Origin of the sequence: Streptomyces sp. NPDC014891 (assembly GCF_043081085.1) — a bacterium.
Lineage (GTDB): Bacteria > Actinomycetota > Actinomycetes > Streptomycetales > Streptomycetaceae > Streptomyces.
This window is the reverse complement of sequence record NZ_JBIBWF010000014.1, coordinates 206078-220759: the sequence shown is the minus strand read 5'-3', so window position 1 is coordinate 220759 and position 14682 is coordinate 206078. Positions and strand designations below refer to the sequence as shown.

13 protein-coding genes are annotated in these 14682 nt (G+C 71.7%); 3 read left to right on the top strand and 10 right to left on the bottom strand.

Annotated features, from left to right (window positions below; translation table 11 throughout):
- The first annotated feature begins 38 nt into the window (after window positions 1–38).
- The gene (locus ACF09E_RS32570; protein WP_392209427.1) at window positions 39–1436 is read left to right on the top strand and encodes a hypothetical protein; all 1398 of its coding nucleotides are present in this window, start codon (window positions 39–41) and stop codon (window positions 1434–1436) included.
- A 267-nt stretch (window positions 1437–1703) separates the two neighbouring features.
- Here the strand turns inward: ACF09E_RS32570 and ACF09E_RS32565 are convergent, their stop codons facing one another.
- Complete coding sequence (locus ACF09E_RS32565) at window positions 1704–3032, bottom strand: class I SAM-dependent RNA methyltransferase (protein ID WP_392209425.1); 1329 nt, start codon at window positions 3030–3032, stop codon at window positions 1704–1706.
- A 60-nt stretch (window positions 3033–3092) separates the two neighbouring features.
- Complete coding sequence (locus tag ACF09E_RS32560; RefSeq protein ID WP_392209423.1) at window positions 3093–5144, bottom strand: APC family permease; 2052 nt, start codon at window positions 5142–5144, stop codon at window positions 3093–3095.
- Window positions 5145–5378: 234 nt separating this feature from the next.
- Between ACF09E_RS32560 and ACF09E_RS32555 the strand changes: the two genes are divergently transcribed.
- Window positions 5379–6047: a potassium channel family protein gene (locus tag ACF09E_RS32555; protein ID WP_388803325.1), complete on the top strand. Its 669-nt coding sequence runs from the start codon at window positions 5379–5381 to the stop codon at window positions 6045–6047.
- The gene (locus ACF09E_RS32550; protein WP_361849566.1) at window positions 6047–6724 is read left to right on the top strand and encodes a TrkA family potassium uptake protein; all 678 of its coding nucleotides are present in this window, start codon (window positions 6047–6049) and stop codon (window positions 6722–6724) included. The genes ACF09E_RS32555 and ACF09E_RS32550 overlap by 1 nt, the downstream gene beginning before the upstream one ends.
- A gap of 251 nt (window positions 6725–6975) precedes the next feature.
- Here the strand turns inward: ACF09E_RS32550 and ACF09E_RS32545 are convergent, their stop codons facing one another.
- From ACF09E_RS32545 to ACF09E_RS32510, 8 genes are all read right to left on the bottom strand, one after another.
- Entirely contained in the window at window positions 6976–7713 is a 738-nt protein-coding gene (locus ACF09E_RS32545; protein ID WP_392209421.1) for a DUF3159 domain-containing protein, read from the bottom strand.
- A gap of 3 nt (window positions 7714–7716) precedes the next feature.
- The gene (locus tag ACF09E_RS32540; RefSeq protein ID WP_361849562.1) at window positions 7717–8115 is read right to left on the bottom strand and encodes an OB-fold nucleic acid binding domain-containing protein; all 399 of its coding nucleotides are present in this window, start codon (window positions 8113–8115) and stop codon (window positions 7717–7719) included.
- Window positions 8116–8207: 92 nt separating this feature from the next.
- A complete protein-coding gene (locus ACF09E_RS32535) occupies window positions 8208–8894 on the bottom strand; it encodes a response regulator (protein WP_392209419.1) in 687 nt (228 codons plus the stop codon).
- A gap of 178 nt (window positions 8895–9072) precedes the next feature.
- Window positions 9073–11619 carry a DUF4118 domain-containing protein gene (locus ACF09E_RS32530; protein ID WP_392209417.1) on the bottom strand — a complete coding sequence of 849 codons (2547 nt, stop codon included), beginning with the start codon at window positions 11617–11619 and terminating at the stop codon, window positions 9073–9075.
- A 122-nt stretch (window positions 11620–11741) separates the two neighbouring features.
- Window positions 11742–12494: an ABC transporter ATP-binding protein gene (locus ACF09E_RS32525; RefSeq protein ID WP_392209415.1), complete on the bottom strand. Its 753-nt coding sequence runs from the start codon at window positions 12492–12494 to the stop codon at window positions 11742–11744.
- 311 nt (window positions 12495–12805) lie between these two features.
- Complete coding sequence (locus ACF09E_RS32520) at window positions 12806–13570, bottom strand: DUF3710 domain-containing protein (RefSeq protein WP_015036724.1); 765 nt, start codon at window positions 13568–13570, stop codon at window positions 12806–12808.
- A 1-nt stretch (window position 13571) separates the two neighbouring features.
- Window positions 13572–14084, bottom strand: a complete 513-nt coding sequence (gene dut / locus ACF09E_RS32515; protein ID WP_361851398.1) for a dUTP diphosphatase — start codon at window positions 14082–14084, stop codon at window positions 13572–13574.
- The gene (locus ACF09E_RS32510; protein WP_392209413.1) at window positions 14084–14668 is read right to left on the bottom strand and encodes a PaaI family thioesterase; all 585 of its coding nucleotides are present in this window, start codon (window positions 14666–14668) and stop codon (window positions 14084–14086) included. The genes dut and ACF09E_RS32510 overlap by 1 nt, the downstream gene beginning before the upstream one ends.
- Between the last annotated feature and the right edge of the window lie 14 nt (window positions 14669–14682).

Below are 14682 nucleotides of genomic sequence, written 5' to 3'. Positions count from 1 at the left end.
CATCAGCCAGAGTCGAAGGCGGGCAATTAAAGCGGCAGGTGAATGCACGTCAGTTCTTGGTGCTGCAGTGGGTCGGCGCGGGGTGTCCTGCCGGCGTATGGCAGGGCACCTCCTACAAGACCACCTGCCAAGCGCTGCAGAATAGAGGCCTCGTCAAGGTCTCCAGGCGAGGCGGGCAGTGGAACGTAGCCCTGACGAGCGCCGGCCGACACTACCTGACTCAGGGTACGCATCATGCCGGCAAGTTGCCCACGCAGACGCCTCGTTCCGAGCCGCGACCTCCGTCCGCCGGAGTGCGGGCGGCTCCTTCCCCTGCGCAGAAGGCCCGCATCCCCGCGCAGAATCGCCTGACGTTCACGGAGCAGCTGCTTCAAGAACTCGAGGACGCCGGCGGCCGGATCGTCAAGAGCGACAGCGGTCCAAGCTCTGTGAACTGGCCGTCCCGCATCGCCGGGGCACGCAAGTCGGGAAAGATCCCTAAGACGAAGGAGCTGCAGGGGGGTTGGTGCGGTGACGGGTACGAGATCAAGCTCGTCGACATCCCCGCGTGGCGCCTTGCCATCCTCGAACCCGTCCCTGTCCCGGCCCGGCTCTCCCGCCCGCACAGCGTTGTCCGGGCGATGCAGGGCGAAACCCAACCGCTCGGCCTGACCAAGCCCGTCCAAGGGCGCGCTCTCCGGCTCGTCCAAGCACTGATCACCGCTGCCGAGAGGCAAGGACACTCCTGTTCAACCGGAGCGACGGGCGCCGCACCCCGGCCTCACCGCCGTCGCAGCGCACCACCCCACTTCAGCATCACCGCGCAAGGACAGACGGTGGGGTTCCTCGTCCTCCAGGAACAGGACCGGACAGAGCACGTCGCCACCGAGAAGGAACTCGCGGAAGCCAAGAAGGACTCCTGGGTCAGGATCCCACGCTTCGACTACACCCCGTCCGAGCGCCTCCGCATCGTGATCAGCGGCGGCAAACCGCACCGGGCCGACGAATGGGCCGACACCCCCGGTCGCTCCCTCGAAGACCAGCTCGCGGAGATCGCGCAGGAGGTCACGCTCCGCGGCGAAGCGGCCGAACGCAAACGCCTGGCCGACATCGAAGCGGCACGACAGAAGCGCATTTGCTGGGAAGCTGCCATGCAAGAAGCCCGCGTCCGGTACGCAGAGGCATACCGCGTCCGGCACCTCGAAGCGCAGGAGGAAGCGTGGCGGCGCGCAGAGGGCTTGACCGAGTACGTCAGCGCGCTCCGCCTCCACGCAGAGAGTCTGCCGATCGGACCGGCCAGGGAGGAAGCCGAGACATGGATCGCATGGGCGGAGAGCCATGTGCAACGCCTGAACCCTCTCAACGGTTCACCGTTGCTGCCGGCAATCCCTGAACCCCGGCCCGAGGATCTCAAGCCGTTCATGCACGGCTGGAGCCCCTACGGTCCCGCTTACTGAGCGTCCGCTCCGCCAGGCGTCCGGCCCGTACGGCGGCAGCGCACCTGCCACCGCACTCAGCGGCGCCGGAACCCGGCCTAATTTCCTTCAAGTTCCCGCAAAGCCAGCCGGCGGGAGCGCGCCTCCCACCCGGCACGACCTGCACCACCAGCCAGCTGGCGCACCATCAGAACGAGCGTCAAATGAGCGTCACGAGCGTCATCTCAGCGTCAAGATATCGCCCGTAACGCCCACACGGCACATACCGCGCACCCACAAAACCCCAGCTCACGCGTCCTTCTTCACCGGCTCCAGAATCGCCACGCACTCCACGTGGTGCGTCATCGGGAACAGGTCGAACGCCCGCAGCGTGCGGACCTTGTAGCCGCGTTCCGCGAAGTACGCCAGGTCTCGGGCCAGGGCTGCCGGGTCGCAGGCCACGTAGGCGATGCGGCGGGCGCCCAGGGCGGCGAGGTGGTGGACCGTCTGCTTGCCGGCGCCGGCGCGCGGGGGGTCGAGGACGATGAGGTCGACCTCCGTGATGCCCGTGCGCGGGAGGACCGACTCGACCTTGCCCTGTTCGATGCGGACGCGCGGGAAGCCGGCCAGGTTGTGGCGGGCGTCCTCCACCGCGCGCTTGCCGGACTCGATGCCGAGGACCGCGCCCTGGTCGCCGACGCGGTCGGCGAGGGCACCCGCGAAGAGGCCGACGCCGCAGTAGAGGTCCAGGGCCGTCTCGCCCTTGCGGGGGGTCAGGCCCTGCATGACGGCCAGCATGAGGGTCTGCGCGGCCTTCGGGTGGACCTGCCAGAAGCCGCCGTTGCCGACGCGGTAGGTGCGCTCGTCGGCGCGCTCGCGGACGAAGGCGCGGCCGTGGACGCGGTGGACCCCGCCGTCCTTCTCGTCGACGCGGAGGACGGAGACCGGCTTGTCCAGCTCGACCAGCGGCAGGCGGCCGCCGGGCTTCGGGGTCAGGATGACCTGGCGGTCGTGCGAGCCGGAGGCGGCGATCGCCTCGACCGAGGCCATGTTCGGCCAGTCCTGCTTCTCGACGCCCAGTTCCGAGACTCCCGGGGCCGCGATCATGCAGTGGTCGATCACCTCGACGTCGTGCGAGCGGTGCTTGCGCAGGCCGGCGTTGCCGTCCGCGTCGATCGCGTACTGGACGCGGGTCCGCCACTGCGGGACCTCGCCCTGCGGGAGCTTGTCGCCCTCGGCCGGCATGACGGTGCCGTCCCAGCCGGCCTCCTCGGGGGTCAGGCCGGCGAGCCGCAGCAGCTGCTCGGCGATGACCTCGCCCTTGAGGCGGCGCTGGGCGCCGGGCTTGGCGTGCTGCCAGTCGCAGCCGCCGCACCTGCCCGGGCCCGCGAAGGGACAGGGGGCCTCGACGCGGTCCTTGGAGGGGTCGAGGATCGTGACCGCGTCCGCGCGCAGGAAGCGGGAGGTCTCCTCGCCCTCGGTGACGCGGGCGACGACCCGCTCACCGGGCAGCGCGTGCCGGACGAAGAGGACGCGGCCGGCCTCGGTGCGGGCGATGCAGTGGCCGCCGTGCGCGACCGGACCGACCTCGACCTCGTACTCTTCCCCGACCAACGACGAAACAGGGGTGTTCTGCATGGCGGGGAAGCTCCAAGGGGACGCGAAGGCGGGCTGCCGTTTGGACGGCAGCCCACCAGTCTAGTTGTTCTTCGCGGCCGGTTCCTTCTGGCCCTTCTCGACCGGGCCGCGGCGGACCGAGCCCGGCGCGTTCCACTCCTGGCGCTTCCTGGCCCGCTTCTTCGCGGCCTCGGAGGAGCGGAGCTGGTACGGGACGGAGGTGACCATGACGCCCGGGGTGAAGAGCAGCCGGCCCTTGAGGCGCAGCGCGGACTGGTTGTGGAGCAGGTGCTCGTACCAGTGCCCGACGACGTACTCCGGGATGTAGACGGAGACGGCGTCGCGGGGGCTCTCGCGGCGGATGCTCTTGACGTACTCGATCACCGGCCGGGTGATCTCGCGGTACGGCGAGTCGAGGATCTTGAGCGGGACGTTGATGCCCCGGCGCTCCCACTCGTCCCTGAGCGCCTTGGTCTCGACCGGGTCGACGTTGACGGTCAGCGCCTCCAGCTCGTTGGCGTGCATGAGCTTGGCGTAGGCCAGGGCGCGGAGCGTGGGCTTGTGCAGCTTGGAGACGAGGACGATGGAGCGCACCCGGGACGGGCGCACGTACTCGTCGGGGCGTTCCTCGGCGGCGGCGATCTCCTCGGAGACCGAGTCGTAGTGCCTGCGGATCGCGCTCATCACGCCGTAGAAGATCACCATGCCGAGCAGGGCGACCCAGGCGCCGTGGGTGAACTTGGTGGCGAGGACGACGACGAGGACGAGGCCGGTGAAGAAGGCGCCGAAGGCGTTGATCGCGCGGGAGCGGATCATGTGGCGGCGCTTGGCCGGGTCCCGCTCCGTGGCCAGGTGGCGGTTCCAGTGCCGGACCATGCCGGTCTGGCTCAGCGTGAAGGAGACGAAGACGCCGACGATGTACAGCTGGATCAGCTTGGTCGAGTCGGCCCCGTAGATCCAGACGAGCAGGGCGGCGGCGCCGGCGAGGAGCACGATGCCGTTGGAGAAGGTGAGGCGGTCGCCGCGGGTGTGCAGCTGGCGCGGCAGGTAGCGGTCCTGGGCGAGGATCGAGCCGAGGAGCGGGAAGCCGTTGTACGCGGTGTTCGCGGCCAGGAAGAGGACGAGCGCGGTGGCGGCGGCGAGGACGACGAAGAAGAACGTTCCGTCGCCGAAGACGGCGGCCGCGACCTGGGAGATGACCGGGTCCTGGACGTAGCCCGCGCCGACCGGGACGCCGTTGTTCAGGAGTTCCTCGGCGGGCTTCTCGGCCATCCGCACGTCGGTGGCCATGGCCAGGAAGATGATGCCGCAGAACATGGTGACGGCGAGGCCGCCCATGAGGGCGAGCGTCGTGGCGGCGTTCTTCGACTTAGGCTTGCGGAAGGCGGGGACGCCGTTGGAGATGGCCTCGACGCCGGTGAGGGCGGCGCAGCCGGAGGAGAAGGCGCGCAGCAGCAGGAAGACCAGTGCGAACCCGGCGAGGCCCTGGTGCTCCGGCTTGATCTCGTAGTCGGCGGTGGGGGCCTTCATGGTCTCGTCGAGGACGATGCCCTTGTACGCGCCCCAGGCGATCATGATGAAGACGCCGGCGACGAAGACGTACGTCGGGATCGCGAAGAGCGAGCCCGACTCCTTCACGCCGCGCAGGTTCATCACGGTGAGGAGCACGATGACGCCGACCGCGCAGGCGACCTTGTGCTCGACCACGAAGGGGATCGCCGAGCCGAGGTTCTCGATGCCGGAGGAGATCGAGACGGCGACGGTGAGGACGTAGTCGACGAGCAGGGCGCTCGCCACGGTGAGTCCGGCCTTCGGCCCGAGGTTGGTGTTGGCGACCTCGTAGTCGCCGCCGCCGCTCGGGTACGCGTGGACGTTCTGCCGGTACGAGGCGACGACCGTGAACATCAGGACGACGACCGCGAGGGCGATCCACGGGCTGAAGTGGTAGGCCGACAGTCCGGCCACGGAGAGAACGAGCAGCACCTCGCCGGGTGCGTACGCCACCGAGGACAGCGGGTCGGAGGCGAAGACGGGGAGCGCGATCCGCTTGGAGAGCAGGGTCTCTCCGAGCTTGTCGCTGCGCAGGGCCCGCCCGATCAGGATCCGTTTGGGAAGGTCGGTCAGTTTGGACACGCAGAGGATCGTAAGCGTTCGAAAACAGCCTTGCGCACCGGCACCCCCGATCCGCACCGAATCTCCCTCAGTACCACCTCGGATGCGGTCCCGGCCAGCGTTGCCGCATAAGCTCGGACCGGGTGACCCGGCAGGGTGTCGCCCGCCGCGACCCGGGCGCATCGGGTGAGGAAAGTTGTGAGCAGGGTGTTTTCGCAGGTCAGCAGGGCGATCAGGAGTGCGGGGTAAGGGGACGTGCACATCGTCATCATGGGCTGCGGGCGAGTGGGAGCCGCTCTCGCGCAGACCCTGGAGCAGCAGGGGCACACCGTCGCGGTGGTGGACCAGGACCCGACGGCCTTCCGTCGTCTGGGGTCGGGTTTCGGCGGTCGGCGCGTCACGGGTGTCGGCTTCGACCAGGACACGCTGCGTGAGGCCGGCATCGAGGACGCGGGCGCCTTCGCCGCAGTGAGCAGCGGCGACAACTCGAACATCATCGCGGCGCGGGTCGCGCGCGAGATGTTCGGCATCGAGAACGTGGCGGCGCGGATCTACGACCCGCGGCGCGCCGAGGTCTACCAGCGCCTGGGCATTCCGACGGTCGCGACGGTCCGCTGGACCGCCGACCAGATGCTGCGGCGGCTGCTGCCCTCGGGTGCGGAGCCGCTGTGGCGCGACCCGAGCGGCGCGGTGCAGCTCGCGGAGGTGCACACCTCCCCGGCCTGGATCGGCCACAAGGTGAGCCGCCTCCAGGAGGAGACCGGCGTCCGTGTCGCGTTCCTCACCCGGCTGGGCGAAGCGATTCTGCCCACCTCCCAGACGGTGCTCCAGGAAGGCGACCTGGTGCACGTGATGATGCGTACGGACGAGATCGCCAAGGTCGAGGAGGCCTTCGCCGAGGGTCCCGAGGAGGGCGGTCACTGATGCGTGTCGCAATTGCGGGCGCGGGCGCGGTGGGCCGTTCCATCGCGGGCGAGCTCCTGGAGAACGGGCACGAGGTCTTGCTGGTCGACAAGGCGCCGACCGCCATCTCGGTGGAGCGGGTGCCGCAGGCGGAGTGGCTGCTGGCGGACGCCTGCGAGATCACCTCGCTCGACGAGGCGGCGCTCCAGCGCTGCAACGTGGTGATCGCGGCGACCGGCGACGACAAGGTGAACCTGGTCGTGTCGCTGCTCGCCAAGACCGAGTACGGCGTGCCGCGGGTCGTGGCCCGGGTGAACAACCCGAAGAACGAGTGGCTGTTCAACGAGGCCTGGGGCGTGGACGTGGCCGTCTCGACGCCGCGTCTGATGTCCGCCCTGGTCGAGGAGGCGGTGAGTGTCGGCGACCTGGTCCGGCTGCTGCGCTTCAGCCACGGCGACGCGAACCTGGTCGAGCTGACGCTCCCGCCGGAGTCGGCGGTCGCCGGCACCTCGGTCGGGGACGTGGCCTGGCCGCAGGACACCTCGCTGGTGACGATCATCCGCGGGTCCCGGGTGCTGACGCCGAGCCCCGAGGAGACGCTGGAGGCCGGCGACGAGCTGCTGTTCGTGGCCGCGCAGGCCCGCGAGGAGCAGCTGGAGGACCTGCTCCAGGTCCGCCGCGAGCCGACGGACTCCTGAAGGCCGCGGGGCCGGTGGGACCGCTGAGGCGGACCCACCGACCCCGGACCGGACCCCGGACCCCCCACACCGAGCCCCGGCCCCGCGCCCGTGCCGAGCCCCCAGGGGCGCGCACGGCGCTGCACCGGGCGCACGGGAGAGCACGAGGCTGGACCGGACGCCCAGGAGACCCCGGCGCCCGGCTGAGGCCCCGGAGGGTACGTAAGAGGGCCCGGACCTGCGAACAGGTCCGGGCCCTCTCCCGTGTCGTCTCAGGCCTCCGGGTTGCTCTGCCCGGCGGCGGCCGCCTTGCGCTCCTTCTCGGCGCGCTCCTCGGCCTCCATCTCGGCGAAGACGTCGATGGGCGGCGGAGCCTTGGCGAGGAACACCCAGGTGAGGTAGACGGCGAGCAGGAACGGCGGGATCTTGAGTGCCACGAGGACCCAGCCGAACTTGGTCGTGTCGGCCCACCAGTACATCGGGAAGAGGATCGCGCACTTGCCGAGCAGGATCAGGCCCCAGGCCCAGCTCGCCTTCGTGTAGGCCTTCTTGCGGCCCGGGTTGCGGGTCCGCCAGGAGAGGTTCTCCTTGAAGACCGGGCCGAGGATGAGGCCGATCAGCGGCACCCCGGCCAGCGCGGTGACGATGTACGCCAGGGCGAGGCCCAGGGTGTACAGCATGCCCGGCAGGTAGAAGTCCTTGGCGTTGCCGGTCATCATCGCGAAGACGACGCCGAAGGCGACGCCGAAGACACCGCTGAACGCGTGCTTGACGGTGTCCCGGCGGATCAGCCGGACGGCGACCAGGACCAGGGAGACCGCGAGCGCGGCGATCGCGGAGACGTGCAGGTTCTTGTTGATCGTGAAGATCGTGACGAACAGCAGGCCCGGCACGACGGTCTCGACCATGCCCCGCAGGCCGCCGAAGGCCTCGAACAGCGCGGCCTCGGTGACCTCCTTCGATGCCTGGGCGTCCTGGTCCGTGGTGGTCGGCTTGTCGAGGGACGTCACCGGCTACTCCTGTCCGAGCGGTCGGAGCTCGTATTTGGGGTTGAAGAGGACCCGCCGGCCGTGGCTCAGGGAGATCCGGCCGGAGGCGATCAGCTTGCGGCCCGGCTCGATGCCCACGATGGAGCGCCGGCCGAGCCACACGACGTCCAGCGGTGCCGTGCCGTCGAAGAGTTCGGCCTCCAGCGCGGGCACACCGGCCCGGGGACGCAGCGTGACCGTGCGCAAGGTACCAGTCACCTTGACTATCTGGCGGTCGGAGCAGTCACAGATGCGCGTGCACCCCGACGCCTCGGCGTCCTCCTGGAGCTCCTCCGACTCCAGGTCCTCCGCGGAGGAGGAGAGCCGGTCGAGCATCCGGCGGAACCTACCGGCCGGCTTCTCTGTACGCGGTGCAGCACTCATACAGAAAGCGTACCGGCCACCGGGGCGACCGACGGCGGCCCCGGAGCCCGGTTACGGGGCGGTCGGCGGGGGCCTCGGCGGCCCGCGTCCGCTCAGCGTTCGAAGCGGTAGCCCATGCCCGGTTCGGTGACGAAGTGCCGGGGGTGCGAGGGGTCGCTCTCCAGCTTGCGGCGAAGCTGCGCCATGTACACCCGGAGGTAGTTGGTCTCCGTGCCGTACGAGGGTCCCCAGACCTCCTGGAGCAGCTGCTTCTGGCTGACCAGGCGGCCGCTGTTGCGGACGAGGACCTCCAGGAGGTGCCACTCGGTCGGGGTGAGCCGGACGTCCCGGCCGTCGCGGTGCACCTTCTTGGCGGCGAGGTCGACGGTGAAGCCCTCGGTCTCCACGACCACCACCCCGTCGTCGGCGCCGCCGACGGGCTCGGCGCGGCGGACGGCGGCGCGCAGCCGGGCGAGCAGCTCGTCCATGCCGAAGGGCTTGGTGACGTAGTCGTCGGCGCCGGCGTCGAGCGCCTCGACCTTCTCGTCGGAGGTCTGGCGCGCCGAGAGGACCAGGATCGGCACCCGGGTCCAGCCGCGCAGGCCCTTGATGACCTCGACGCCGTCCATGTCGGGGAGGCCGAGGTCGAGGACGACGACGTCGGGGTGGCGGTCGGCGGCGAGCCGGAGGGCGGTGGCGCCGTCGGCCGCGGCGTCGACCTCGTACTTCCGGGCCCTGAGGTTGATCACCAGGGCACGGACGATCTGCGGCTCGTCGTCGACCACGAGAACCCGGGTCATGGAGGGGGGCCTTCCTTCTGAGGACGCCCGCGGCGGGCGGGGCGGGAGGGTGCGGGAGCGGAGGGGGCGGGCGGGGGACGGGGTGCGGGCGGGGGTGGCTGCGTACGAGGGCGGACGCGGGTCCCGGGGTGCGCCCCGGGCCCGGCGGCGCGGGCGGTGCGGCTCCGGGCCGCCGGGCTCAGGTCACGGCGTGCGCCGGGAGGTCGGCGGCCGGCGCCGGCGGTCCGCTCCGCGAGGCCCTGAGGGTGAGCACCATCGTGAGGCCTCCGCCCGGGGTGTCCTCGGCGCCGAGCGTCCCGCCCATGGCCTCGACGAAGCCGCGGGCGACCGCGAGGCCGAGGCCGACGCCGGAGCCGCGCGGGGCGTCGCCGAACCGCTGGAAGGGCTCGAAGATGCCGTCCTTGGCCTCGTCGGGGACGCCGGGGCCGCGGTCCACGACCCGCAGCTCGACGCGGTCGCCGAGGGTGCTGGCGGCGACGGCCACGGGGACGCCCTCGGGGCTGTACTTGACGGCGTTCTCGACGATGTTGGCGACGGCCCGCTCCAGGAGCCCCTTGTCGACCTCGACCATGGGCAGGCTCTCGGGGATGTCGAGCTCGGCGCTGCCGTCGGGCACTCCCCCGAGGGCCATCGGGACGACCTCGTCGAGGTCGACGGCCCGGATCAGCGGGGTGACGGTGCCGGTCTGGAGGCGGGACATGTCGAGGAGGTTGCCGACGAGGTGGTCGAGCCGGTCGGCGCCGGCCTCGATGCCCTCCAGGAACTCGGCGCGGTCCTGCTCGGACCACTCGACGTCGTCGGAGCGCAGGGAGGAGACGGAGGCCTTGATGCCGGCGAGCGGGGTCCGCAGGTCGTGGCTGACGGCGGCGAGCAGGGAGGTGCGGATCTTGTTCCCCTCGGCCTGTTTGCGGGCCTCCTCGGCCTCGCCCACGAGGCGCTGCCGGTCGAGGACGACGGCGGCCTGGGCGGCGAAGGCGCCGAGGACGCGCCGGTCCTCGGCGGGCAGTACCCGGCCGGACAGGGCGAGGGCCAGATGGTCGCCGACGGGCATGTCCACGTCCGCCTCCTCGGGCCGGACCGCCGGGTGGGGGCCGACGCTCGCGGCGCGGGTCCAGGGCTCGACGTCGTCCGCCCGTTCGAGGAGGGCGACGGACTCCATGGAGAAGGTCTCCCGGACCCGTTCGAGGAGGGCGTCGAGGCTGGTCTCGCCGCGCAGCACGCTGCCGGCGAGGTAGGAGAGCACCTCCGACTCGGCGCGCAGCCGGGCCGCCTGGTGGGTGCGCCGGGCGGCCAGGTCGACCACGGAGGCCACCGACATGGCGACGCCGAGGAAGACGGCGATCGCCACGATGTTCTTGGGGTCGGCGACGGTCAGCCGGTGGAGGGGCGGGGTGAAGAACCAGTTGAGCAGCAGCGAGCCGACCGCGGCGGAGGCGAGCGCGGGCAGGAACCCGCCGAGCAGGGCCGCCGCGACGGTGAGGGCGAGGAAGAGCAGCATGTCGTTGGCGAGGCCGAGGTCGGCGTCGACGTGGGTGAGGAGCAGGGCGAGCAGCAGGGGTCCGGCGACGCCGACGACCCAGCCGCCGATGATCCGGGAGCGGCCGAGCCGGGCGCCGCGGGTGACCGGGAGGCCGCGGCCCTTGGCGACCTCGCCGTGGGTGACGATGTGGACGTCGAGGTCGGGGCCCGACTCACGGGCCACGGTCTGGCCGACGCCGGGGCCGAGCACGTACTGCCAGGAGCGGCGGCGGCTGGAGCCGAGGACGATCTGGGTGGCGTTGACCCCGCGGGCGAACTCCAGGAGGGCCGAGGGGATGTCGTCGCCGATGACGTGGTGGAACGTGCCGCCGAGGTCCTCGACCAGGGTGCGCTGGACGGCGAGCTCCTTGGGCGAGGCAGCGGTCAGGCCGTCGCTGCGGGCGATGTAGACGGCGAGGACCTCGCCGCCGGCCCCTTTCTCCGCGAGCCGGGTGGCGCGCCGTATGAGGGTGCGGCCCTCGGGGCCGCCGGTCAGGCCGACGACGATGCGCTCGCGGGCCTGCCAGGTGGAGCGGATGTTGTGTTCGCCGCGGTACTGCTGGAGGTACTCGTCGACCCGGTCGGCGGTCCAGAGCAGGGCCAGCTCGCGCAGGGCGGTGAGGTTGCCGGGGCGGAAGTAGTTGGACAGGGCCGCGTCGACCTTGTCCGAGGTGTAGACGTTGCCGTGGGCCATCCGGCGGCGCAGCGCCTCCGGGGACATGTCGACCAGCTCGATCTGGTCGGCGCGGCGGACCACCTCGTCGGGGACGGTCTCCCGCTGCCGTACGCCGGTGATCGACTCGACGACGTCGCCCAGTGACTCCAGGTGCTGGATGTTGACGGTCGATATGACGTCGATGCCGGCCGCGAGGAGTTCGGCGACGTCCTGCCAGCGCTTGGGGTTGCGGGAGCCCGGCACGTTCGTGTGGGCCAGTTCGTCGACGAGGGCGACGGCGGGGCGGCGCTCCAGGACGGCGTCGACGTCCATCTCGGTGAAGGCGGTCCCCCGGTACTCCAGGGTGCGGCGCGGCACCTGCTCCAGGCCGTGCAGCATGACCTCGGTGCGGGGCCTCCCGTGGTGCTCCACGAACGCGACGACGCAGTCCGTGCCGCGCTCCACCCGCCGGTGGCCCTCGGAGAGCATCGCGTAGGTCTTGCCGACGCCCGGCGCAGCGCCGAGGTAGATGCGTAGCTTGCCGCGTCCCATGGGACGACCATACGTCCAGCCAATCGGACATTCCGTACGCGGGGAGTACGCCGGTGCGGTCTTGACGTGTTTCTGATGTCGGGACCGCACCGGCCCGCGGGAGTCCGGCCGGGCGGGCCGCGTCAGTGCTCGGCGATCTCGCCGTCGCTCAGTTCCAGGACCCGGTCGGCCAGGCCCAGGAGCTGCGGGTCGTGGGTGGCGACGAGGGCCGTGCAGCCCTCGCTGCGCACGACCGCGCGCAGCAGCTGCATGACGGCGAGCCCGGTCTCCTGGTCGAGCTGGCCGGTCGGCTCGTCGGCGATGAGCAGGGCCGGCCGGTTGGCGAGGGCGCGGGCGATGGCCACGCGCTGCTGCTGCCCTCCGGAGAGCTCGCCGGGCCGCTGGTCGGCGTGGTCGGCGAGGCCCACCAGGCCGAGGAGCAGGGCCACCCGCTCCTCGCGCTCCGCGGGGTCGGTCTTCCGCAGCCGCAGGGGGACGCCGACGTTCTCGGCGGCGGAGAGGATCGGGAGGAGTCCGAAGGACTGGAAGATGAAGCCGATCCGGTCGCGGCGCAGTTCCAGGAGGCCGTCCTCGCCGAGGGTGGAGAGGTCGACGCCGTCGATGACGATGGAGCCGCCGTCCGCGCTGTCCAGGCCTCCGACCAGGTTGAGGAGGGTCGTCTTGCCGGAGCCGGAGCGGCCCTTGAGCGCGACGAGCTCGCCGCGCGGGATGTCGAAGGAGACCCCGCGCAGGGCGTGGACGGCCGCGTCGCCGGTGCCGTACGACCGGCGCAGGTCCTCCACCCGGACCATCGGCGGACCGGCCGGATCCTCCGCGACGGCCGTCGCGGACCGCGTGCTGCTCTCGCTCACCCTGTGCTCCCCCTCCTCGACCATGTGCCCGGCCAGTATGGTCCGGGCCCTGGCCCCGGGGCCAGGGCCCACAGGCCGGAACGGCCGATGGGCCGGTCCCCGTACGAGGTACGGGGACCGGCCCATCGGTTCCGGAAGGTGCGTCGGAGCCCGCTCCGGGCCCGTCTGGAGCCGGCAGGGCAGCCGGACACGTCAGCCGGCACGTCGTCCCGTGGAGCCGGGCACGTTCCGTGCGGGCACGGATCAGGCGCATGCGCCGTCACCCGGCGGGCGCGCCCGTGCGCGGGGGACCCGTACGCGGTGGACGCGGGGGCCCACCGGTCCGGGCTGGGGGCTCAGCGGATCTCGGAGATCTCCGGACCGCGCTGGAGCTGGCCCATGCCGCCGGAGAAGCGGGAGTTCTCCTGCTCCTCCTGCTGCACGCCGTCCGGCACCATCTGCGCGTCGTTGGGCAGCTTGAGGACGATCGGGTCGCGGGGGGCCATCGGCCCGTCACCGCGGACGACCACGGTGTCCCGGACGATCTGCTCCAGCAGACCGGCCGCCTCGGGCTGGACCGCGCCCTGCCCGGAGATCACTCCGCGCAGGAACCAGCGGGGTCCGTCGACCCCCACGAAGCGGACCAGCTGCACACCGCGGTTGCCGTCCGGCAGCTGCACGGGGACCTGCGCGCGCAGCTCCCAGCCCAGCGGGCCCTCGACCTCGTCGATGACCCCGCCCTGCTGGACGATGCCCGTGGCGATCTCGTCGCGGACCTCGCCCCAGATGCCCTCGTTCTTGGGGGCGGCGAAGGCCTGCAGCTGCACGGCGCTGTCACGCAGGACGACGGTGGCCGCGACGATCGCGTCGCCCGCCACCTCCACCCGCAGCTCCATGCCCTCGACCCCGGGGACGAAGACTCCGCCCAGGTCGACACGGCCGTCCTCGGGCTTGGAGACCTCGGAGATGTCCCAGGGCCCGTCGGGCCGGGGCGCCGGCGGAAGGTTCACACGGCGCGGGGCCGCGTCGTCCGCGTCCTCGCCGTCCACCGCGTCGACGACCTGCTCGGCCTCGCCCGCCGCGTCCTCTGCGGCACCGCTCTTCTTGCGACGTCCGAACACGTCACTGTCCTTCCCGGTCGGATACGACCGAAGCGTATCGATTCCCACCCGTCGTGCCGTCCACGGCGGCATGACCGCCGGTGGACCCGAAGCCCCCCTCGGCCCGCGCCGAGCCGGGAAGCTCCGCCACCTCGTGGAAGCGCACCTTCTCGACCTGTTGGACGACAAGTTGGGCGATCCGGTCGAATCGTTCGAACCGCACGGTCTCGCGCGGGTCGAGATTGACCACGATCACCTTGATCTCTCCACGGTACCCGGCATCCACCGTCCCCGGGGCATTCACGAGCGCCAGTCCGCAGCGGGCGGCCAGTCCGGAGCGCGGGTGCACGAAGGCCGCGTACCCGTCCGGCAGGGCGATCGAGATGCCGGTGGGCAGCACGGCGCGCTCGCCGGGGGCCAGGACGGCCGCCTCGGTCGTCACGAGGTCCGCCCCGGCGTCGCCGGGATGGCCGTACGCCGGGATCGGCACGTCCGGGTCCACACGCCGGATCAGTACGTCGACAGGGTTGCTCATCAGGGGTTCACCTCGAAGGCGCGGGCGCGCCGGACCTGGTCGGGGTCGGACATGGCGGCCTGGATCTCCTCCGGGCGGCCGTTGTCGATGAAGTGGTCGACCTTGACCTCTATGAAGAGTGCCTCGGCGCGGACGGCGACGGGACCCTCGGGCCCGCTGATCCGGCCGACGGCGGTCGAGTAGATCTTGCGGCCGCGCACGGCGGTGACGGCGGCCTCCAGGTGGAGCACGGTGCCCACCGGGACGGGCCGGACGAAGTCGGTCTCCAGCCGTCCGGTCACGGCGATGACCCGCAGCAGCCAGTTCAGGGAGCCGAGGGTCTCGTCGAGCGCGGTGGCGAGCACGCCGCCGTGCGCGAGACCGGGGGCGCCCTGGTGGTCGGGGGTCACCGTGAACTCGGCGGTGACGGTCACGCCCTCGCCCGCGCGCGCCTCCAGATGGAGGCCGTGGGGCTGCCCGCCGCCGCATCCGAAACAGTGCTCGTAGTGGGCACCGAGCAGCTCGCCGGGGGCCGGGGCGTCCGGGTGGCGTACCGGCGGTATGGCGTCGGCCGGCGGGGTGAGGGCGGCAGATGTTCCAGTCACAGCCGCAGACCTTA